The organism is Clostridium sp. D33t1_170424_F3 (genome assembly GCF_015667585.1).
Lineage (GTDB): Bacteria > Bacillota > Clostridia > Oscillospirales > Acutalibacteraceae > Anaeromassilibacillus.
Window position 1 is genome coordinate 19,040 of record NZ_JADPEG010000007.1, and the last position, 20,991, is coordinate 40,030.

The following is a 20,991-nucleotide window of genomic DNA, read 5'->3' on the forward strand; positions in this document are numbered from 1 at the left end:
ATACAGGGGGCGATTCTATGCCGCGCTACGCCATGCTGGCGCAGGGACGAGTACAGGGCGTCGGGTTTCGCTGGGCCGCCCAGCGGGACGCACAAGCACGCGGGCTGACCGGATGGGTCCGCAACCGGCCGGACGGCTGTGTAGAGCTTGAGGTACAGGGGGATCCCCCCGCCGTTTCGGCGTTCTCCGCCGCCCTGCGCCGCGGAACCGGCTACAGCCGTCTGGAACGCCTGGATATCCGCGAAATCCCGGAGCTTCCGGAGAAACAGGGGTTTCGTGTGCGCGTTTGACTGAAAACAGAAAAAGGGATGAAACATATGAATATTCTCGCAATCGGGGACGTGGTCGGCAGCATCGGCTGCAAATTTCTGCGCGCCCATCTGCCCCAGCTCAAAAAGTTCAAGGGGATCGACCTCGTGATCGCCAACGGAGAAAACTCGGCGGACGGCAACGGGATCACTCCCACGTCTGCAAATTTTCTCTTTGACAGCGGCGTGGACGTAATTACAGCGGGCAACCACACCTTCCGCCGCAAGGAGAGCTATGAATTTTTCGACTCCTGCGAGTCGCTGCTGCGCCCCGCCAATTTTCCCGCAGGCGCGCCGGGCCGCGGCTTCTGCGCAGTGGATATGGGCCGCATCCAGGTGGGCGTGATCAACCTGATGGGCGTTGTATACATGGAAAGCATGGATTCCCCGTTCGATATTGCGGACCGCATTTTATCCGAAGGGACGCCGAAAATCACGCTGGTGGACTTCCACGCGGAAGCCACCGGGGAAAAACGCTCCCTCGCCTATTATCTGGACGGGCGCGTCTCCGCTGTATTCGGTACGCACACGCATGTGCAGACGGCCGACGAATGCATCCTGGAAAACGGCACGGGCTATATCTCCGACCTGGGGATGACCGGCCCGGTCCACTCCGTCCTGGGCGTCAAACCGGAACTTGTGATTCAGAAAATGCGCACCAAAATGCCCGTCCGGTTCGACATCGCGGACGGCCCCTGCGAGATGGACTGCGCGCTGTTCCAGATCGACGAAAAAACTGGGAAAACGCTGGAAATCGAGCGCCTGCGCCTCGCCTGAACCCGACAGAAAGCAAGATAATTCCCATATATTTTCCGCATCATATTGCAAGTCTATGCAAAATGTTTTATGATTAGAGTGTAAAAATTCATAGGACGTAGGAGGGATGGCTATGGAACCTTTAAAAGTGTCATCAAAGTCCGCACCAAACGCAGTCGCCGGCGCGATTGCAGGGGTCATCCGAGAGTCCGGCGCCGCCGAGATCCAGGCGGTTGGGGCTGGCGCCGCCAATCAGGCAATTAAAGCGGTTGCCATCGCACGGGGGTATCTTGCCCCGGCAGGGATCGACCTCATCTGCATTCCCGCTTTTGCAAGTGTAGAAATCGACGGCGAGGAACGCACTGCTATCCGTTTGATTGTCGAACAGAGATAGTACGGAAACAACTTTGACAGTAACCATCTCACCACTCACATAATACCAATTCCTCCACTACGTTTCCATAAAGCATTGAGTTCCCCGTTCTTTACAGCGGGGAACTCTTTTTTTGATAAACGCCGATGTTTTCGACTATCTCCCCCTTTTTCTGGCAATAATATCGATTGAATCTGCTGCAAGAGTATGTTATAATATTCAAATAAATGTCCGGATAAAATAGCGTATAGGAAAAATAAAGAGAACCGTATATGAAAAATGTTACCAAGGGAGTGTTCGCAGTGATAAATGGAATTGAGTTGAGGGACGCCATGATTTCCGGCGCCAACAATATCGCCAAGTATAAAACCTCTGTCGATGAGCTGAATATTTTCCCCGTGCCGGATGGAGACACCGGAACCAATATGAGCATGACAATGGCTTCCGCCGCGCGGGAATTGGAGAATGCGGAAGGCGGCGCCGGTGAGATTGCACACAAGGCGGCTTCCGCTCTTTTGCGCGGAGCCAGAGGCAATTCCGGCGTCATCCTCTCCCTTTTGTTCCGCGGCTTTTCCAAAGGCATCGAGGGCTGCAGCACCATCAGCGGAACCGATCTGGCCAACGCGCTTGGAATGGGCGTGGAAGCCGCCTACAAGGCCGTGATGAAACCTACCGAGGGCACTATCCTGACCGTCTCCCGCGTTGCCTGTGAAAAGGGCAAGGCGGCGGCGGAGATCGACGACGACCCGGTTTACGTCTGGAGCGCCATCTGCAAGGGCGCGGCGGAAGCGCTGGAAGAAACCCCGGAGCTGCTCCCCGTACTGAAAAAGGCAGGCGTTGTGGACGCGGGCGGCAAGGGCCTTTGCCATATCTTTGACGGCATGATGTCCGTCTTCAAGGATCACACCATCATTCTCAACGATGCGGCGGAATTCAATAACAACCTCACTGCAGATGAATTCTTCCGCAACGCGGCGGCAGAATTCGACCAGGAAATCCACTTCACCTACTGCACGGAGTTCATCGTTGGACGCGACCCGGACTGCGTAAAGGACCCGCAGGACCTGCGCCAGTATCTGGAGGGCATCGGAGATTGCGTCGTCGTTGTGGACGACGAAGAGATCATCAAGGTGCATGTGCACACGGAGGAGCCGGGCAACGCCCTGCAGGCGGCGCTGGTCTTCGGACAGCTCCTGACCGTTAAAATAGAAAACATGAAGGAACAGCACAGAAAGGCGGCGGAAGCAAACGAGGCCGCAAAGGCAAAGGCCGCAAAAAAGTCCCTGGCCCCTGCTGAGCCGACGGAAGAGATCGGCTTTGTGGCGGTGGCCGCGGGCGACGGATTGCAGACGCTGTTCACCGACCTCGGCTGTACCCATGTGGTCAGCGGCGGACAGACGATGAACCCCAGCACCAACGATATCCTGGAAGCGGTGCGCGCCACACCGGCTAAGACGGTCATCGTTCTGCCCAACAATAAAAACATCATTATGGCGGCGGAGCAGACCGTTCCGCTGATCAAGGACCGCAAGGTCATTGTTCTGCCGACCCGCACCGTCCCGCAGGGGCTCTCCGCGATGCTGGCGTTCGATCCGGACGTTTCCACCGAGCAGAACGCCGTTTCCATGATGGAGGCCGCGGGAAACGTACAGACCGGCACCGTCACCTTTGCGGCGCGCGATTCCGAATTCGGCGGTCACAAAATCCGCGAGGGCGACATTCTGGGCCTGCGCAACGGGAAAATGGAACTGATTGAAAAGGACATTGTCCACACCTGCAGCAAGCTGACCCGTTCCATGGTCAACCGCAGTACCTCCTTCATCACCATTATCTACGGTTCCGACATCACGGAGGCACAGGCGAACGACGCGTACAATCGGATTAAAACCAAGATCAGCAGCGACATCGAGGTCACGCTGGTCAACGGCGGCCAGCCCGTCTATTACTTTATCGTTTCCGTTGAATAAAACTGTCTGTCCAATATAAAACAGAGGCTGTTTTATATTGGCAGCATACACAAATAACCGGCCGCATTTGATGATCCCCCCGCCCTTAGCGGGGGGAATCGCTTTTCTACTGCCAATCTTTCATGTAAGGCGCGTTGTGATACGGCCACTTCATTTTTGCACTGTTCTGGAGGTGAATTTCTTGTCGTTGTTTCACAGGCCCATACGGGAACTGAAGGGTGTAGGCGAAAAGCGCGCCAAACTGTTCGCCAAAATCGGCGCGCCGAGCGTCGGAGCGCTGCTGCGCCTCTACCCCCGCGCTTACGAGGACCTGTCTCATCCCTGCCTCATCCGGGAAGCGCCGCTGAACGAACCCTGCGCGATCCGCGCGACCGTATACCGCACGCCGTCGGAAACGCGCATCCGCGGCGGGATGCTGCTCTGCAAACTGCGCGTCACAGACGGCGCGAGCGATATGGAGGTCACCTTTTTTAATAATCCCTACGTCAAGGACCGGCTGCAGGAAGGAGAAACCTATCTGTTCTACGGCAAAGTCCATTCCAACTTTTTAAAGCGCGAAATGCTCGCCCCGGAGTTTTATCCCATCGGCGCGTATCCGGCCATCTGTCCGGTCTACCGGCAAACGCAGGGACTCAGCTCCCGCATCATATCCAACGCGGTGCGCAACGCCTTTCTTCTTCTTCCGCAGGAGCTTCGCGACCCCATTCCGGAGCCGCTGCGCCTGCAATACGGCCTGTGCCCGCTGCGGACGGCGCTGGAACATATCCATTTTCCCGATACAATGGAACAGCTGCGCGCCGCGCGCTACCGCCTGATCTTTGAGGAACTGCTTGTTCTGCAGCTGGGCCTGCTCCGCATGAAGACACGGGAAAAGGAGGAAAACCGCCTCCGCTTGACGCAGGACTGCACGGAAGCGTTTTTCCGGCTGCTCCCTTTTACACCCACGCAAGCGCAAAAACGCGCCGTACAGGAAGCCATGGAGGATATGCAAGGCGGCCATCCGATGAACCGGCTGGTGCAGGGCGACGTCGGTTCCGGTAAAACAGCGGTCGCCGCCGCGCTTTGTTATTGCGTGGTGGAAAACGGGATGCAGGCCGCGCTGATGGCGCCCACGGAAATCCTGGCCCGCCAGCACTTTGATTCCCTCTCCGCCATGCTCGCTCCCGCCGGCATCCCGGTCGCCCTGTTGACCGGCTCCATCCCCGCCGCACAGAAAAAGAAGCTAACGGAACAGCTCAAAGCAGGGGAAATTCGCTTTGTCATCGGCACGCACGCCCTGCTCTCTGAGGGGGTTTTCTTTCAAAAGCTCGGGCTGGTTGTCACAGATGAACAGCATCGCTTCGGCGTGGCGCAGCGGGCGGCGCTGGCCTCCAAGGGGGACAACCCGCATCTGCTCGTCATGAGCGCTACGCCCATTCCCCGCACGCTGGCGCTGATGATCTACGGCGACCTGGACCTCTCTATCCTGGATGAGCTGCCCCCAGGCCGGCAAAAGATTGAAACATATGCCATCGACAGCGCCAAGCGGCCGCGCGCCTTCCACTTTTTGCAGCAGCATATCGCACAGGGACAGCAATGCTACATCATTTGTCCGATGATCGATGAGAGCGACAGCGACATGGCTTCTGTGACGCAATACGCGGAAAAGCTCCGCACGGAATGGATGCCCCACTGCCGCGTCGGCCTGCTGCACGGCCGCATGAAAGCCAGGGAGAAAGAATCCGTCATGGGGGACTTCTCCGCCGGACGGATCGACGTACTGGTCTCCACGACCGTTGTGGAGGTCGGCGTGGACGTGCCAAACGCAACCGTCATGCTGATCGAGAACGCGGAGCGCTACGGTCTTTCCCAGCTGCATCAGCTCCGGGGGCGCGTCGGGCGCGGGACGCAGCAATCCACCTGTATTCTGGTTTCCGATGCGCAGAATGAGGAGGCGCTCACGCGGCTGTCCGTGATGTGCCGCACCTCAAACGGCTTTGAGATCGCCGACGAGGATTTAAAGCTGCGCGGGCCCGGCGATTTCTTCGGCTCCCGCCAGCACGGCCTTCCGGACATGAAAATAGCCGACATGGCGCAGGACATGGAGACGCTCAAACATGCGCAGGAGGCCGCGCGCGGCATTTTGACGCAGGATTTCTCGCTGGAAAAACCGGAACACCGCGGCCTGCGCGCAGAAATCAACCAGCTTTTTCAAACGCTTGCGGGCGGATAAATAAAGCCGCTGTCAGATAGAAAATCTGACAGCGGCTGTTTTCGTTTTAGGGACGTGCCCTTCCACTTCTCCTGGTTCTTTATTTTAAAAGTTGCCGGAACTAATAAATTACTGTATCTGAATTGCCGCCGTACTGCCGCCCTCCGGATTTTTACCGACAACAATCTGCGCCGCGATGCGGTTTTTCAGCTCGCTCACATGGGAGATGATGCCGATGGTGCGCCCCATGCTCTGCAGCTGCGCCAGCGCCTTCATCGCGGTATCCAGCGTCTCCTGATCCAGCGTGCCGAAGCCCTCGTCGATGAACAGTGAATCGAGGTGCACGCCGCCCGAATAGCTCTGTACCACGTCGGAGAGGCCGAATGCCAGCGACAGAGACGCCAGAAACAGCTCGCCTCCGGAGAGCGTCTCCACCGCCCGCGCGCCGCCGGTATAGGCGTCAAACACCTGCATATCCAGCCCGCTCAGCGCATTGCCTCCCGTTGGCCCGGTGACGCGGTTCAAACTGTACCGCCCGGAACTGAGCGTGGCAAAAAACTGATTGGCGGAGGTGAGAATATCGTCCAGCATAACGCCCAGCACAAACTGCTGCAGCGGAATTTTATACGCGTTCTTTCCGGAGAGCAGCATTGCCAGACGGCTGCTGCGCGCATACGCCTGTTCCACCTGTTTCCCCTCCTGCTCCAGCCGTTCCAGCCGTTCCAAAGACTGAAGCGCGGAAGCAAGGCCCTGCTCCAGCTTGCCGGACGATTGCGCCAATTCTCCCACGCGCTTCTGTGCCTGTGCCTGCGCCTCTCTGACAGCCGCCAAATCGGGCATCGTCTTTCCTTCCAGCTCCGTTTCCAAGGCGGAAATCTGTTGGCGGGCGCTTTCCCGTGCGGCCTTATAAGCAGTCAGCGCCTGTTCCAACATCTGGATCTGTTCCGGCGGAAGCAGAAGCGCCGCGTAATCCTCCTCCGGGTGCAGTCCGGCCTGCAGCACGGCGTCATCCAGCTGCTTTTGCGCAGCCTGTACGGCTGTCTCCGCCTCTTTTTGCGCCGTTTCCATCGCTTTACAGGCTGCTTCCGCCGCTGCCGCTGCGCTTTCCGCATGCGCAGCGTTTTGTTCCAGCTCTTCCGCGCGCGCCGCACTGCCCCTGCTTTGTGCGCGCACCTCTGTAAGCTGCCGGTCGATCTCAGGCAGGGCCCGCAAATCGCCCATCGTTTGCTCCAATTCGCGCAGGGCCGCGGCCTGTCCTTCCAGCATATTCCGCAGAGCGGAAACGGCGTCCTTGCCCGCGTCGCAGTCCTTCCGCGCCTGTTCCCGCTGCTCCTGGCGCTCTTGCAACCGCTTTTGCGCGCGTTCCAACCGATCGGCGGACTGCCGCGCCTTTTGCAGCGCTTCCTGCGCCGCCTGCAATCGCGTGCTGGGACGCGCCGGGGCCGGATGATGCGCCGACCCGCAGACCGGGCAGGGCGCGCCCTCCTGCAAATGCTCCGCCAGCGCGGCGGCCGCATCCGTATCCATCAGCCGCTGTACTTCCTGCAACAACTGCGGCATGCGGGAAATCTCCCGCTGTACCCGCTGAATGTAGGTATTGCCGTCCCGCAGCTGCTGCTCCGCCGTCTGCAGCCGGGCAACGGCTTCCTGTTGCTTCTTTTCCTGCTCGTTGATACGCTTTTGTGTATCCGCGCAGCGCTTCTGGACATCCTGATACCGTACGGCGCTTTCCCGGATACGCAACAAATTGGCTTCCTTCTGGGACAACAGGGGCAGGTTTTGCCGGCATTGTTTCGCCAGCGGAAGCTGTTCCCGTGCCGATCGCAACGCCTTCTCCGCCGCCTGGAACCGTTCCCGCGCCGCCTGGAGTGACCGCTGTTTCAGGGCAAGCTCCTTTTGCGCCGACTGGCAGGCGGTAAAGTAAGGATAGACGCCCGCCGCGCGCCGGGTCTGTTCCAGCTTTGCGCGGTTCTTTTCCATTTCGGCCGCCCGGCCTTCCAGTTCCTCCCATCGCTTTTTCAGCTTGCCCAGAGATGAAAATTGCTCCGTGAGCGCTTCCGCCGCGCGCACGGACGCATTCTGCTTTTGCAACGCTTCCTCCGCCGCCTGCCGCTCCTTTTGAACCTGTGCCAGCTGCTTTTCCATCTCCGCTTTTTTCTGCTCCAGCCGCGGCAGATTGTCCACGGCCTCCTGTTCCAGGATGGATTTCTTCGCCGCCTCAAGCTCCCCAGCCTCCCGGCTGAGCGACGACGCCATTTCTTTTAAGTTGCGCGTCGCGCGCTCCCAGCGAACGGTTGCAAACAGCGTCTGGAAAATCTGCGTCTTGTCGCGCGAACTGGAGAGCAGCAGTTTTAAAAAATCTCCCTGCGGCAAAACAATGACCTGGGAGAACTGTTCGCAGGTCAGGCCCAGCAGCTCTTCCGCCTTTTCCCGCACACGGGCTTCCGCGCCGGAGAGCAGAAGCTCCCATTCGCCGTCCTTCAATCGGTAGCAGGCGTGCGACTCCTTGGTTTTCAGCGCACCGCTTCCGCGCGCCTCGTACAGCGACTGGGATCGGGCAAAACGGTATCTCTCCCCCGCCAGCTGAAAGGTAAATTCCACCAGCGTTTCCGCACCCATGGGCGCCGCTGCGCTGCGCATGCTGCTCCAGCTTCTGCGGCCGCCCGTCGCCTTGCAGTACAGGGCAAAACACATCGCGTCCAGAATGGTCGTCTTCCCGCCTCCGGTGGCCCCGGTGATCAAAAAGATCGCGTTGTCGCCCAGTTCGGTGAAGTCCACAACCGTGCGATTCAAATAAGAGCCGAAGGCCTGCATGGTCACGGTAATCGGCTTCATTCCTCCGCACCCTCTTTCCCGTTCATCGCCCGCCGGAACAGCGCGCGGTCCTCGTCATCCGCCTGTGTGCCGCAGATCTGCTTAAGGAATTCCTCAAAGATGGCGGTATCGTCCGTCTTGCGGTGCAGCAGCTGTTCCCGCAGGCCCGCGTTGTCCCCGCTGCCCGCGCGCGCCAGCCACTCGGAATTCAGCCCCAGCAGATTAGGGAAGTATGGGCGCAGCCGGTCCATCGGCATATAGACCGGGGATTCGTCCAGCAGATGCACATAGAGATAGTCCTCGCTTGGATTCTCCCTCCCCTGCGCCAGAAGCGTTTCCATCGTGCCGGAAAGCAGGCGCAGGTCGCGCAGCGGCTGCACCGGAATCTGTTCCGTTTCCACCGTTCCATCTTCAATGTGCACCATGGCGACCGATTTCCTGTGGTCCGCCTCGTCAAAGGAATACTTGAGCGGCGAACCGGCGTACCGTCCGTTCGGCCCCGCCTTCTGCGGCCGGTGCAGATGCCCCAGCGCCACATAGGAAAAGCCCGCGAAGCAGGCGGGCGGAACCTCGGAGCTGCCTCCCACAAAGGTAGGGCTTTCAGAAGAGGAGGTTTCGCCGCCCATTACAAAGCAGTGCGCCGCCAGTAAATTGACGGCGTCCGGCTCAAACGACGCGCGCAGCTTGTCCAATACCGCCTGGTATGACTCCTGAAAGCCCCTCACCTCTTCCCCTAAAAACTGCCGCGCCTGTACAGGGTCAAAATACGGAAGCAGATACAGGTTGACATGCCCCGGCAGCCGGACCGGTGTGAAAGCGTCCTCAATCTTTGTGGCAATGGTCACGCCGCACTGGCGCAGGAGGTCTGCGCCCAGCGTCATCCGCTCTGCGCCGTCGTGGTTGCCGCTGATCACCGCCAGCGGTATATGCAGGCGGTGCGCCTCCGAGACAAAGCGGTCAAACAGCCGGATCGCCTCCGTGGGCGCGATCTGGCGGTCGAATACGTCGCCCGCCAATAAAAGTAAATCGGGGCGCTCCCGCTCCATAAGGGGCAGGAACACCCGGTCGATGAAATACGCCTGGTCCTCCAGCAGGGAACGCCCAAACAGCATTTTCCCCAGGTGCCAGTCGGAAGTATGCAAAATTTTCATAGCGGCACAACCTCGTTGAATACGGAGTAGGTCTTGGCGGTGATCTTCCGGTCGATGTGCAGCGAGCCAAAGAACCATTTGTCATAGTCTACACGTTTGACCAGCTCGTCAAAAAAGGCGTCCAGCTGGTTGGTACTGTCCTTTGGGTTGACTTTCATGGCAGGCATCCCGGGCGCGGGCTCATGCGTAAGAATGTAATCCACTTTAAATGCATGTTCACGCAGGCGGTTCACCGCCTCGCGCAGTTCCGTCAGGCTGGGCATCTCCCGTTCCCACCACTTCCCGGCATCCACATACATCTGTTTTTCAGCGCTTTCCCCGCCGCCGAAGACAAAGAGCTTTTTCCCCTCGATCTCATAAATCTGGCCGCGCAGCAAATGCAGCACATTGTCGTTGATCTTCTGGACCTTTCCGCCGTTCCAGTCCGTCTCCGGATACTGGTCCAGAAGGTCAAAATTCTCGTGCGTACCGTCCACAAACAGAATCCGGTACTTCTTACCGCCGAGCTTTTTCAGGTTCTTTTCCTCTTTTGGCCCGCCATCCCAGAGGAATCCAAAATCGCCGCAGACAATCAGCGTGTCCCCCTTTTTGAGCTTCCGCAGGCGGGAATCCTCGAAGCGCGCCATTTCCCCATGCATATTCCCTGTGATATAAAGCAAAGAGCATCCCCCTTTTAGCCTGCCGAACCGCAGGCAATGGTTTTCTGAAGAAAAGATGAAGATTTTGATACGAACCTTTATCTTTCCATAAATAACTGGTATACTTTTACAAGACTTTCCCTGTATTGAAAGATCTGATATTTTATAATCATATCACATTGGAGGCAAAAGTTCCATGAAAAAAAAGCTCTTTCCCCTTTTGTGCCTGATCCTGATGGTTTGTATGCTTGTGCCGTCCTATGCAAGCGCCGCCACGTTTAATATTGACTTTGAAACGAATTCCGCGGCGATCGAGCTGATCAACCTGGACACGGACACCATCGTCTACCAAAAAAATGCGGACGCAAAACGGGCGCCGGCTTCCACCACCAAAATCATGAGCTTCATCGTCGTCAGCGAGCAGATTGAAGACCTGGAAAACACACAGGTTACCGTGACAAAGGAAGTGGTGGACCGCTTGCTGGGGACCGGCAGCTCCCTCTCCGGCATCAAGGAAAACGACGTGCTGACCGTGATGCAACTGCTCAACTGTATGATGGTCCCGTCCGGCAACGACGCCGCGCTGGTGCTGGCCGACTATATCGGCAACGGCAACGCCGACGCCTTTGTGGAACTGATGAACCAGAAGGCACAGGAGCTGGGCTGCGTCAACACGCATTTTATGAACCCGCACGGCCTGCACGACGACAACCACTACACGACGGCGCACGACCTGTATCTCATTACAAAATATGCGATGACCCTGCCGCACTTTACCGATATCACTGACCAGACCCGCTATACTTATACGCCCGCAGGCGGACCGGAAGCCGGTCAGGAGCGCACACTTGTCACCACGAACCGGCTGATCGACCCGAACCTGGACCCCAGCCTTTATTACCGCTATGCGCGCGGCATCAAGACCGGGTCCCACGACCAGGCGGGCTATTGCCTCGTTTCCTCCGCCACCAAGGGCGGGTACAGCTACATGTGCGTCGCGCTGGGTTCCCCCAGTGTGGATGAAAACGGCAACAAGATTACGAACCGCGGCGAGATGATCGACAGCAAAAACCTCTACGAATGGGCCTTTAACAACTTGGAAATGAAGGATGTGCTCAACAGCGAGGATTCTGTGGGAGAAATCCAGCTGGACTATGCCTGGAACAAAGATAAGCTGCTGCTGGTCCCCGCCAAAAACTATTCCACCATCATGCCGGACAGCGTCGACGTCTCCAGCGTGATCCTCACCAAAAATCTGCCGGAAAGCGTGGAGGCCCCGATCAAGAAGGGCGATAAAATCGGCACCGCCACCCTGAGCTATGCGGGACAGGAGCTGGCCACGGTCGATCTTGTCGCCGCGGAATCCGTGGAGCGCAGCGAGCTGCTCCACTCCGTGGATACGGTTAAATCCATCTTCACCTCCACCTGGTTCCTGGTGATCGCAGGAATTATCCTGGTACTGGTTCTGATTTATATCGTACTGGCGCTGATTTACAACCGCAAAAAGAAAAATCTGCGCAAGGTAAAGAAATACAGGCGCATGTAAAAAAGTATAAACGCAAAGAGGCCGGGAGTCTTTCCATTGGTTTGGGAAGATTCCCGGCCTCTTTCATGTTACAGCAATGCTATAAAATGCCCTGTTTGCGTTCCTGCAACCGTTTCTCCCGGCACAAAAAAGCCCCGCCTGTTTTCACAGACGGGACTTTGGTTACGGAAGAAATTATTTCACTTCGACTTCTGCGCCTGCATCGGCCAGCTTCTTGCTGATCGCATCCGCATCGTCCTTGGAGATGCCTTCCTTGACAGCCTTCGGAGCGCCGTCGACGACTTCCTTGGCTTCCTTCAGGCCCAGGCCGGTGATCTCGCGGACAACCTTGATGACAGCGATCTTGTTTGCGCCAGCGCCCTTCAGGATGACGTCAAACTCGGTCTTCTCTTCAGCAGCCGGAGCAGCGCCAGCAACCGGAGCGGCAGCAACAGCAACCGGAGCAGCAGCGGAAACGCCGAACTCCTCTTCGAGAGCCTTAACGAGCTCGGAGAGCTCCAGAACGGTGAGAGCCTTTACATCTTCAATCAGCTTAACAACTTTATCAGACATGATAATACCTCCATAATTTTAAAGTAATTTTTGGTGCGCCAGCGGCGCCGGTTTGGTAAAAAAACAATTACGCGTTTGCAGCCTGTTTCTCTGCAATTGCATTCAGCGCGACAACCAGGCCCTTCATGGTACCGTTCAGCACGGTAACAAAGCCGGTAATCGGTGCGTTTAAGCCGCCCAGTGTCTGTGCAATGAGCACTTCCTTGGAAGGCAGCTTCGCAAGATTCTTGACGCCTGCTTCGTCGATGACGTTGCCGTCTACGAAGCCCGCTTTAATCTTAAAGGTCTTGCTTTTCTCAGCAAAATCAGAGAGTACCTTGGCGCTGCCAACGTAGTCTTCATTGCTGATCGCGATCGCTGTGGTGCCCTCCAGAACGGAATCGAGACCCTCGATGCCGGCTTCCTTCAGCGCCAGTTTCAGCAGGGTGTTTTTCACGACCTTGTAGTCGCCCACCTCGCGCAGCTGCTTACGCAGTTTTGTATCATCCGCAACCGTGATGCCCTTGTAATCTACAATGACGCCGGTGCAGGCAGCTTTCAGATTCTCAGCAAGCTCTGTAACGACCTGCTTTTTTTGTTCCAGTATCTTCTCGCTTGGCAAATGGATTCACCTCCGTAACCGAAATTGCATTTCATAACGGGTCGGGCAAATAAAAAGCCCTTCCCAAAACCGGGAAGGGCGTAAAAACAAACTGAATCAAAAAAATCCAGAAGGTTTCTCCGGCTCTATCCTCGGCAGGCTGGGATTCCCCATTACGCAATGCGCCTGCTGTCTTTGAATAAAGAACAGCGAAATATGGAACTTTCCTGTTTACACGGGAAAGCGATATTAATCATAACACAGGGACAATCCCTTGTCAAGGGTTTCAGCCAACCTTGTTCGGGTTCATCTTGACGCCGGGGCCCATGGTGGTGGCAACCACGCAGGACTTGATATACTGGCCCTTCGCGGCGGCCGGCTTTGCCTTGATGATTGCGCCCAGCAGCGTATCGAAGTTCTGCTGGAGCTTTTCCGGACCAAAGGAAACCTTGCCAATGACGCAGTGAATGATGTTGGTCTTATCCAGACGATACTCGATCTTACCGGCCTTGGCGTCTGTAATCGCCTTGCCGATGTCGCGGGTAACGGTGCCGGCCTTCGGGTTCGGCATCAAGCCGCGCGGGCCGAGGATCTTACCGAGACGGCCGACCAGACCCATCATATCCGGGGTTGTGATCAGAACGTCAAAGTCCATCCAGTTTTCGCTCTGGATCTTCTGGACCATTTCTTCTGCGCCTACAAATTCTGCGCCGGCAGCTTCTGCGTCTTTCGCAGCGTCTCCTTTGCAGATTGCCAGAACGCGCACGGTTTTACCGGTGCCGTTCGGCAGAACGATCGCGCCGCGGACCTGCTGGTCTGCATGGCGGCTGTCAACGCCCAGCTTTACGTGGACCTCGACGGTCTCGTCAAACTTGGCGGTGGAAGTCTTCACGCATGTTGCAAGCGCTTCGTCCGGATCATAAAACTTGGAACGGTCAATCAGCTTGGCGCTGTCGACATATTTCTTACCGTGTTTCATTGGTTTTCCTCCCTATTGAGTGGTAAAATCGGATTTGTTCCTCCCACCCGGGTGATCAATCTACGACTTCAATGCCCATGCTGCGCGCTGTGCCCGCGATCATGCTCATCGCAGTTTCCACAGAGGCCGCATTCAGATCCGGCATTTTCTGTTCCGCAATCTTCTTGACCTGCTCACGGGTAATCTTTGCTACCTTTTTCTTATTCGGTTCGCCAGAAGCGGATTCAATTCCGCAGGCCTTCTTGATCAGAACGGCCGCAGGCGGCGTTTTTGTGATAAAGGTAAAAGAACGGTCTGCATAAACCGTGATGACGACAGGGATAATCAAACCTGCGTCTGCCTTTGTGCGCTCGTTGAATTCCTTTGTGAACGCCATAATGTTGACGCCATGCTGACCGAGAGCCGGACCAACAGGCGGCGCCGGCGTTGCTTTGCCAGCCGGTATCTGGAGCTTAATCAAGCCCGTAACCTTTTGAGCCATTTACTTGCACCTCCAAAATTCGTGGTAGATGGCGGAGCGGGCGTTTCACCCGTTCCTCCCACAGGGGGCAGAGCCCCTCATAATAAGCGGTCTCCCGCGTATTATTGTTACCATGACGCGCCGGACGCTGTGAGTAGGCCGTCCGCCGGACTTATTCCATTGCCTCCGCCTGGTCGAGCTCCAGCTCCACCGGCGTTTCGCGTCCAAACATGCTCACAGTTACACGGACGCGGTTCTTTTCCAGGTCGACCTCTTCCACCGTGCCGACAAAGCCCTCCAACGGACCGTCGACAATCTGGACGGAGTCGCCCACGCTGTAGGAAACCTCTACCTCGCGCGTCTCCACGCCGAGCTTCGCCACCTCTTCGCTGGTGAGCGGGATCGGTTTGGAGGACGGGCCGACAAACCCGGTGCAGCCGCGGATATTGCGCACCACATACCAGGACTCGTCCGTCATCACCATCTTCACCAGCACATAGCCGGGGAAGATTTTGCGCTCGACTTCGCGCTTTTTGTTGTCCTTGATCTCGGTCACCGTCTCCGTAGGGACACGGATTTCCTGGATCAGGTCGTGGAGCTGGCGGTTTTCCACCGTCTTCTCCAGATTCGAGGCCACCTTGTTTTCATACCCGGAATAGGTATGCACAACGTACCATTTTCCCTCTTCGGGCATAGCAATTCCTCCGCTCCTTACTTGGCGATGTTCATGATCAGACCAAGCAGGTTCATAAACGCGGTGTCCAGGCCGAAGATGAACAGACCAATGATGATGATGGTCACCAGCACGACGCCTGTGTTTTTAAACACGCTCTTCGGAGCAGGCCACACGATCTTCTTGATTTCACTTTTGACATCGCGAAGGAACTTTGCCGTGTTCTTGAAAAACCGGACGAAAGCGTTGTCTTTCTTCTCGGATTTTTCAGCTTTTGCGGCTTTGTCGGCTTTCGCCGGCTTCTCAGCAACGTTTACTGATTTCTCAGTATCTTTTACTGACTTTTCCGTGTTTTCTGGCATCTCTTTGTCCCTCCGTCCGGATTACTTCGTTTCCTTATGAAGCGTGTGCTTCCTGCAGAAACGGCAGTACTTGTTCATTTCCAGCCTGTCCGGATCATTCTTCTTGTTTTTCATGGTGTTGTAGTTGCGCTGTTTGCACGCTGTGCAGGCTAATACGATTTTCACTCTCATGACGGCACCTCCCGTTATACGGAACAATATTTAGACTCTCTTTTTGGAGTCACAGCCTCCCTCTGAAAAGGGCGCAAAAAAATAACCCCTTTATGAGGTAGTATTACTATACCATAGCGCGCCCTGTTTGGTCAAGGGAAAATTTGAAAAAAGCGAGGAACCGCGCGCGGTTCCGTCGGAAAACGCACGCCCTCCCCGCTGTGATTCCACCGTTTACCGCAGGTCGTTGAGTTTCTCTGCGGAATATTTCTTTTCCTTCTTCTTTTTCTCCGGTTTGACTTCCTTGCCGCGGTATTTCAGCGCCGCCTTGTGCGCCTCCTTCAGCTCCTTGCGGAACTGCGGCTCCATCTTTTCCTTCACGCCGCCCTGGTCCCGCATTCCGTTGAGCAGCACGATCGTGATGATGGAGCGCACGTCCATGTCGCCCGCCACATACATATCGCCCAGCACCTCACAGAGCTTGCGGAGCTTATCCGGATTGCCGCCCGCGAGCAGGGATTCCATCTTCGGCAGCACATGCTCTCTGGCAAACGTTACGCCGCGCACCATGCCGTACCATGAGCGCTCCTCGGCGATTTCCGAGCGCAGGTCCGGGAACACGCCGACCAGGCGGTTAAAGAAGAACAGCGGGTCCGCGTTGTTCTCGTCGCCCTTGCGGCGCTTCTTCGCCGTCTGCACGGCGGCAATGCGCTTGGGGCCTTCGATCGTCTCTATAAAGTCGTTGGCAATGCTCTCCGCCTCCGACATGCCGCTGGTTCCCGCCTCCGGGTCGAACAGCCAGCGGGAGATCACTTTCCAGTTCTCGTCCGGGCCTTCGTCCGTCATCGGGCAGGTGCGCAGCTCAAACTGCTTTTTCTTTTCATCAAAAAACACGCTGTACGCGAGGTTTTCCCCGGTAAACAGCGCCGTCGTGCCGGCGCCCTCCACAGCGGACACCCCGCCCTTCTGGAAACCCTGCGGCGCGAGCGCCTCCCCGGTTCTGCCGGCGATCAGGTCAAATACCTTCTGTTCCAAAAATCATCACTCCTGCTTTTTCAAAATCGGGGCTGTTGCAGGGCCCCGAACGGTTTTCATCTGCTCTGTCTTTTCCAGAACCCATGCGGACGCGGCCTGTGCGGGTTCAAGTCCTGTCACCCGCACCACGAACCGTATTTCACAAACCGGCCGGAAAAGAATGTCCTTTTGATTATACTACATATTCCTTTTTTTGTCACCATACATTATATAGAGGGAATCCGGCCCGTTTTCATATTGCCCACGGATTTCCCCGGGCGGCCCGATTATTTGGCGAATGTAGTGATTGCGCGGGTTCCGGTGTTGTGTTATCATATATATTTACAGGACCCGACGAAAAGGGTCCCGGGCCAACTGTATCTGAAAAACATATCAGGAGGTTCTATTCTATGGAAAAACGCAGAATTGTCGTGATCTTCGGCGGCTGTTCCTCCGAGCATGAGGTCTCCCGCCTCTCCGCAAAGTGCATCATCGACAACCTTCCAAAAGATAAATACGAGGTGCTCACCCTGGGCATCGACAAAGCCGGGCGCTGGCTGCTGACGGACAGCGCCAGCGACGACATTGCCAGCGGCGCGTGGGAGCAAAACCCCAACAACCGTCCCGCGTCCCTCTCCCCGGACCGCTCCATCGGCGGGCTGCTGGTGCTGGACGGCAGCGGTCGCTGCGAGATCGTCAAGATCGACGTGGCCTTCCCGGCGCTGCACGGCAAGAACGGCGAAGACGGCACCATCCAGGGGCTGTTCCAGCTCTCCGGCATCCCGTTCGTCGGCTGCCGCACGCTGGCTTCCGCCGTCTGCATGGATAAAGCCGTGGCCCACACACTGCTGACCGGCGCGCGCATCAAGCAGGCCAACTACCTCTGGTTCTTTGCCTGCAATTACAAAACCGGCGCGGATAAGATCAAGCTGAAGGTGGAAGCGCGCCTGGGCTATCCGGTGTTTGTCAAGCCGGCGAACGCGGGCTCTTCCGTGGGCGTCAGCAAGGTCAACTGCGAGGCGGAACTGGACGCTGCCGTCGCCAAGGCCGCCAACGAGGATGACAAGGTGGTCATTGAGGAATGCATTGTCGGGCAGGAAGTGGAGTGCGCCGTATTGGGCAACGAAAAGCCGGAGGCCTCCATTGTGGGCGAGATCGCTCCCTCCGCCGATTTCTACGACTACGACGACAAATATAAAAACGGCACCTCCCAGCTTTATATCCCGGCGCACCTTTCGCCGGAGGTCAGCGAGACGCTGCGCCACACTGCGGAGCGCGCCTACCGCATGCTGAGCTGCACGGGCCTGGCCCGCGTGGACTTCTTTGTGCGGAACGGCGACGAAATCCTGCTCAACGAGATCAACACCCTGCCGGGCTTTACCTCCATCAGCATGTATCCTAAACTTTGGGAAGCCTGCGGCGTCTCTATTCCGGAGCTGCTGGACCGTCTGGTCGGCCTGGCCTTTGAGAACCAATAAAACAGGAGCGGGAAAGCATGGATAACCGACCAATCGGCGTGTTCGACTCCGGCCTCGGCGGCCTGACCGCCGTCAAAGAGCTGCTGGAGATCCTGCCGCAGGAAAACATCATCTATTTCGGCGACACCGGACGCGTCCCCTACGGCTCGCGCAGCCGGGAAACCATTTTGAAATATGCCGCGCAGGACATTCATTTTTTAAAGGAAAACCAGGTAAAGCTGATTGTCGCGGCGTGCGGCACCGTGAGCTCCGTCATCGGCGCGGCCGGCCAAAAACCGGACCTTCCGTTTGTCGACGTTCTGCACCCCACCGCGCTCGCGGCCTCCAAGGCGACCCGCAACAAGCGCGTTGGGGTGATCGGCACCACCGCCACCATCCGCAGCGGCTCCTATCGCCGGGCGCTGGCGGAGATTGACCCCGGCATCACGGTGTACGACCGCGACTGCCCGCTGTTCGTCCCGCTGGTAGAAAACGGGTTTGTCGACCCGGAGGACCCGGTCCCGCGCATGGTGGCGGAGCGGTATCTGACGGAGCTGCGGGACGCCGGCGTGGATACGCTCATCATGGGCTGCACCCATTACCCGATCATCAGCCGCGTCATCGGCGCGGTGATGGGCAGGGACGTGACGTTGATCGACAGCGGGCGCGAAACCGCCTTTTTCTGCGGCGAGCTGCTGCGGGAGCAGGGGCTGCTCTGCGACCGGCCCGCCGCCGGGGACTGCTCGTTCTACGTCAGCGACCACGTGGAAAACTTCTCACATATCGCGGGGATTTTCCTGGGCCGCAACGTGGACCAGGACGTCCGGCAGATCGACATCGACCGCTATTGACCCCCACAGGGAGGATGAATAAATATGCAGGAAAATTATCTGATCGATATTCTGGGCCGCCAGAAGGTGGACGACGAATCGGGCGAAATCCAGGTGACGACGCTCGGCTCCTATGTCAAAAAGGGCAACAACCGATATATTACATACAAGGAATATGACAACGAGGAAAACGGCAAACCCATCACTTCCGTGCTGAAGATCGAGGGCAGCCAAAAGGTGACGCTGATGCGCGGCGGTGCGGACGGCACCCGGCTGGTTCTGGAGAACGGCAAGCGCCATCTCTGCCAGTACGACACCGGCTACGGCCACATGATGGTGGGCATCTTCACCAGCAGGCTGCATTCCAGCCTGACGGACGAAGGCGGCAAACTGGAAGTGCGTTATACGCTGGACATCAATTCCAACCTGTCCAGTTCCAATGAAATACTGATTACCGTCAAGGAGGCAGAAAACAAAGATGTCAAAATTAGTGCAGCAGGCAACCAATAATCTACGGGAAGTGATCCTCGCGGCGATTGCCCGCGCGGCAGAAAAGGGCGAACTGCCCGAAGCGGAGGCCCCGGCTTTCACGATTGAAGTTCCCGCGGACCGCGCCCACGGTGATTGGGCGACCAACGCCGCCATGGTGAGCGCGCGCGCGTTCCATATGGCGCCCCGCAAGATCGCGGAAGCGATCACCAACAATCTGGCGCTGGACGGCACCTATTTTGACCGCTTTGAAATCGCCGGTCCCGGCTTTATCAATTTTTTCCTGAACCGCCAGTTCTATTCGGATGTTCTCAAAGACATTGAGGCGCTCGGCCCGGATTACGGCCGCAGCGATTACGGGCAGGGCAGGAAAATCATGGTGGAGTACGTCTCCGCCAACCCGACCGGTCCCATGCACATGGGCAACGCGCGCGGCGGCGCGCTGGGCGATTGTCTGGCCTCCGTGCTGGACGCGGCGGGCTATTCCGTCTGGCGTGAATTCTATGTCAACGACGCGGGCAACCAGATTGAGAAATTCGGCAACTCTCTGGAAGCGCGCTACCTTCAGATTTACAAGGGCGAGGACGCGGTGGAATTCCCGGAGGACGGCTATCATGGCGACGACATTAAGAAACGCGCCGCGCAGTTCGCGGAAGAGAACGGCGACCGCTATGTGGACGCCAACCCGGCGGAGCGTCAGAAGGCACTGGTCGCCTTCGCCCTGCCGAAGAACATCGCCAAAATGCAGGCCGATCTTGCCAAATATGGCATTCAGTACGACGAATGGTTCCTGGAAAGCCGCATCCACAACGACGGCGAGCTGGAAGAGACCATCCAGATTTTAAAGGACAAGGGCATGACCTACGAGAAGGAGGGCGCGCTCTGGTACCGCGCAACCGACTTCGGCGCGGAAAAGGACGAGGTGCTGGTGCGCCAGAACGGCAACCCCACCTACTTTGCCGCGGATATCGCCTACCACCGCAATAAATTTGCGAAGCGCGGGTTTGACCGCTGCATCGACGTCTGGGGCGCGGACCACCACGGCCACGTGGCGCGTATGAAGGCCGCAATGGACGCCGTCGGCCTGGACGGCAGCAAGCTGGACGTGGTGTTGATCCAGCTGGTTCGTCTGGTCAAGGCGGGCGAAGTCGTCCGCATGAGCAAGCGCACCGGCAAGGCGATCCAGCTGGCGGATCTGCTGGACGAGGTCCCCGTGGACGCGGCGCGCTTCCTGTTCAATATGCGTGAGGCCACCTCCCAGATGGACTTTGACCTCGATCTTGCGGTACAGCAGGACTCCCAGAACCCGGTTTACTATGTGCAGTACGCGCACGCACGCATCTGCAGTATCCTCAAGGCGCTGGAAGCCGAGGGCATCAAGCCCCGCACCTGCACCGATGAAGAGCTGGCGCTGCTGACCTCCCAGGAGGAGATCGAACTGATCCGTCACCTCTCCGCCTACACGGACGAAATCGTGGCCGCCGCAAAGGATTACGACCCGGCGCGCATTACGCGCTATGTCATCACGCTGGCCACGCTCTATCATAAATTTTACAATACCTGCCGCGTCAAGGACGCGGAGGACGGCCTGCGCGCCGCGCGCATCTGCCTCTGCAAGGCGGTTGCGACGGTCATCCGCAACGTGCTGTCCCTTCTCAAGATTTCCGCACCGGAAGTCATGTAACCACTGATTTTTACATT

The 20,991-nt window shown here is 57.4% G+C and carries 21 protein-coding genes and 1 other annotated feature; of the genes, 10 read left to right on the plus strand and 11 right to left on the minus strand.

The window, feature by feature from the left end:
* Positions 1-17 precede the first annotated feature (17 nt).
* From I4V53_RS06040 to recG, 5 genes are all read left to right on the plus strand, one after another.
* Positions 18-290 (plus strand): acylphosphatase, encoded by a 273-nt coding sequence (locus I4V53_RS06040; protein WP_195984567.1) that lies wholly within the window; start codon positions 18-20, stop codon positions 288-290.
* A 27-nt stretch (positions 291-317) separates the two neighbouring features.
* Complete coding sequence (locus I4V53_RS06045; protein WP_195984568.1) at positions 318-1,085, plus strand: TIGR00282 family metallophosphoesterase; 768 nt, start codon at positions 318-320, stop codon at positions 1,083-1,085.
* 112 nt (positions 1,086-1,197) lie between these two features.
* Positions 1,198-1,458, plus strand: a complete 261-nt coding sequence (locus I4V53_RS06050) for a stage V sporulation protein S (RefSeq protein ID WP_195984768.1) — start codon at positions 1,198-1,200, stop codon at positions 1,456-1,458.
* A gap of 281 nt (positions 1,459-1,739) precedes the next feature.
* On the plus strand, positions 1,740-3,404 hold the full coding sequence (locus I4V53_RS06055) for a DAK2 domain-containing protein (RefSeq protein ID WP_195984569.1): 1,665 nt from the start codon (positions 1,740-1,742) through the stop codon (positions 3,402-3,404).
* Positions 3,405-3,576: 172 nt separating this feature from the next.
* Positions 3,577-5,616, plus strand: a complete 2,040-nt coding sequence (gene recG, locus I4V53_RS06060; RefSeq protein ID WP_502709360.1) for an ATP-dependent DNA helicase RecG — start codon at positions 3,577-3,579, stop codon at positions 5,614-5,616.
* Positions 5,617-5,724: 108 nt separating this feature from the next.
* Here recG and I4V53_RS06065 read toward each other — a convergent pair whose 3' ends face one another.
* From I4V53_RS06065 to I4V53_RS06075, 3 genes are read right to left on the minus strand one after another with little or no spacing between them, the layout of a single operon-like run.
* A complete protein-coding gene (locus tag I4V53_RS06065; protein ID WP_195984570.1) occupies positions 5,725-8,430 on the minus strand; it encodes an AAA family ATPase in 2,706 nt (901 codons plus the stop codon).
* The gene (locus I4V53_RS06070; protein WP_195984572.1) at positions 8,427-9,560 is read right to left on the minus strand and encodes an exonuclease SbcCD subunit D; all 1,134 of its coding nucleotides are present in this window, start codon (positions 9,558-9,560) and stop codon (positions 8,427-8,429) included. Before I4V53_RS06070 ends, I4V53_RS06065 begins: the two co-directional genes overlap by 4 nt.
* A complete protein-coding gene (locus I4V53_RS06075) occupies positions 9,557-10,219 on the minus strand; it encodes a metallophosphoesterase family protein (RefSeq protein WP_195984574.1) in 663 nt (220 codons plus the stop codon). Before I4V53_RS06075 ends, I4V53_RS06070 begins: the two co-directional genes overlap by 4 nt.
* A gap of 175 nt (positions 10,220-10,394) precedes the next feature.
* Between I4V53_RS06075 and I4V53_RS06080 the strand changes: the two genes are divergently transcribed.
* Positions 10,395-11,744: a D-alanyl-D-alanine carboxypeptidase family protein gene (locus I4V53_RS06080; protein WP_195984576.1), complete on the plus strand. Its 1,350-nt coding sequence runs from the start codon at positions 10,395-10,397 to the stop codon at positions 11,742-11,744.
* A 174-nt stretch (positions 11,745-11,918) separates the two neighbouring features.
* On the opposite strand, the gene rplL is transcribed toward I4V53_RS06080, so the two are convergent.
* The 8 genes from rplL to I4V53_RS06120 all read right to left on the minus strand — a co-directional run bounded on the left by rplL (position 11,919) and on the right by I4V53_RS06120 (position 16,535).
* Positions 11,919-12,296: a 50S ribosomal protein L7/L12 gene (rplL, locus tag I4V53_RS06085; RefSeq protein ID WP_195984578.1), complete on the minus strand. Its 378-nt coding sequence runs from the start codon at positions 12,294-12,296 to the stop codon at positions 11,919-11,921.
* A 67-nt stretch (positions 12,297-12,363) separates the two neighbouring features.
* Positions 12,364-12,897 carry a 50S ribosomal protein L10 gene (gene rplJ / locus I4V53_RS06090; protein WP_195984580.1) on the minus strand — a complete coding sequence of 178 codons (534 nt, stop codon included), beginning with the start codon at positions 12,895-12,897 and terminating at the stop codon, positions 12,364-12,366.
* A gap of 41 nt (positions 12,898-12,938) precedes the next feature.
* Positions 12,939-13,093 (minus strand) — a sequence feature (ribosomal protein L10 leader region).
* Between the two features lie 69 nt (positions 13,094-13,162).
* Complete coding sequence (rplA, locus tag I4V53_RS06095; RefSeq protein WP_050697324.1) at positions 13,163-13,855, minus strand: 50S ribosomal protein L1; 693 nt, start codon at positions 13,853-13,855, stop codon at positions 13,163-13,165.
* Between the two features lie 55 nt (positions 13,856-13,910).
* Positions 13,911-14,336, minus strand: a complete 426-nt coding sequence (rplK, locus tag I4V53_RS06100) for a 50S ribosomal protein L11 (RefSeq protein WP_050697323.1) — start codon at positions 14,334-14,336, stop codon at positions 13,911-13,913.
* A 151-nt stretch (positions 14,337-14,487) separates the two neighbouring features.
* The gene (gene nusG, locus I4V53_RS06105) at positions 14,488-15,009 is read right to left on the minus strand and encodes a transcription termination/antitermination protein NusG (protein WP_050697322.1); all 522 of its coding nucleotides are present in this window, start codon (positions 15,007-15,009) and stop codon (positions 14,488-14,490) included.
* Positions 15,010-15,026: 17 nt separating this feature from the next.
* Complete coding sequence (gene secE / locus I4V53_RS06110; protein ID WP_074017407.1) at positions 15,027-15,350, minus strand: preprotein translocase subunit SecE; 324 nt, start codon at positions 15,348-15,350, stop codon at positions 15,027-15,029.
* A 21-nt stretch (positions 15,351-15,371) separates the two neighbouring features.
* Entirely contained in the window at positions 15,372-15,521 is a 150-nt protein-coding gene (gene rpmG / locus I4V53_RS06115) for a 50S ribosomal protein L33 (protein ID WP_050697321.1), read from the minus strand.
* Between the two features lie 213 nt (positions 15,522-15,734).
* On the minus strand, positions 15,735-16,535 hold the full coding sequence (locus I4V53_RS06120; RefSeq protein WP_195984582.1) for a DUF7674 family protein: 801 nt from the start codon (positions 16,533-16,535) through the stop codon (positions 15,735-15,737).
* Between the two features lie 389 nt (positions 16,536-16,924).
* Between I4V53_RS06120 and I4V53_RS06125 the strand changes: the two genes are divergently transcribed.
* The 4 genes from I4V53_RS06125 to argS are packed head-to-tail and all read left to right on the plus strand — an operon-like array spanning position 16,925 to position 20,974.
* Positions 16,925-17,992, plus strand: a complete 1,068-nt coding sequence (locus tag I4V53_RS06125) for a D-alanine--D-alanine ligase family protein (RefSeq protein WP_195984584.1) — start codon at positions 16,925-16,927, stop codon at positions 17,990-17,992.
* 17 nt (positions 17,993-18,009) lie between these two features.
* Positions 18,010-18,822, plus strand: a complete 813-nt coding sequence (gene murI / locus I4V53_RS06130) for a glutamate racemase (protein ID WP_195984586.1) — start codon at positions 18,010-18,012, stop codon at positions 18,820-18,822.
* 24 nt (positions 18,823-18,846) lie between these two features.
* A complete protein-coding gene (locus tag I4V53_RS06135; RefSeq protein ID WP_195984588.1) occupies positions 18,847-19,311 on the plus strand; it encodes a YwiB family protein in 465 nt (154 codons plus the stop codon).
* The gene (gene argS, locus I4V53_RS06140; protein WP_195984590.1) at positions 19,280-20,974 is read left to right on the plus strand and encodes an arginine--tRNA ligase; all 1,695 of its coding nucleotides are present in this window, start codon (positions 19,280-19,282) and stop codon (positions 20,972-20,974) included. Before I4V53_RS06135 ends, argS begins: the two co-directional genes overlap by 32 nt.
* Positions 20,975-20,991 lie beyond the last annotated feature (17 nt).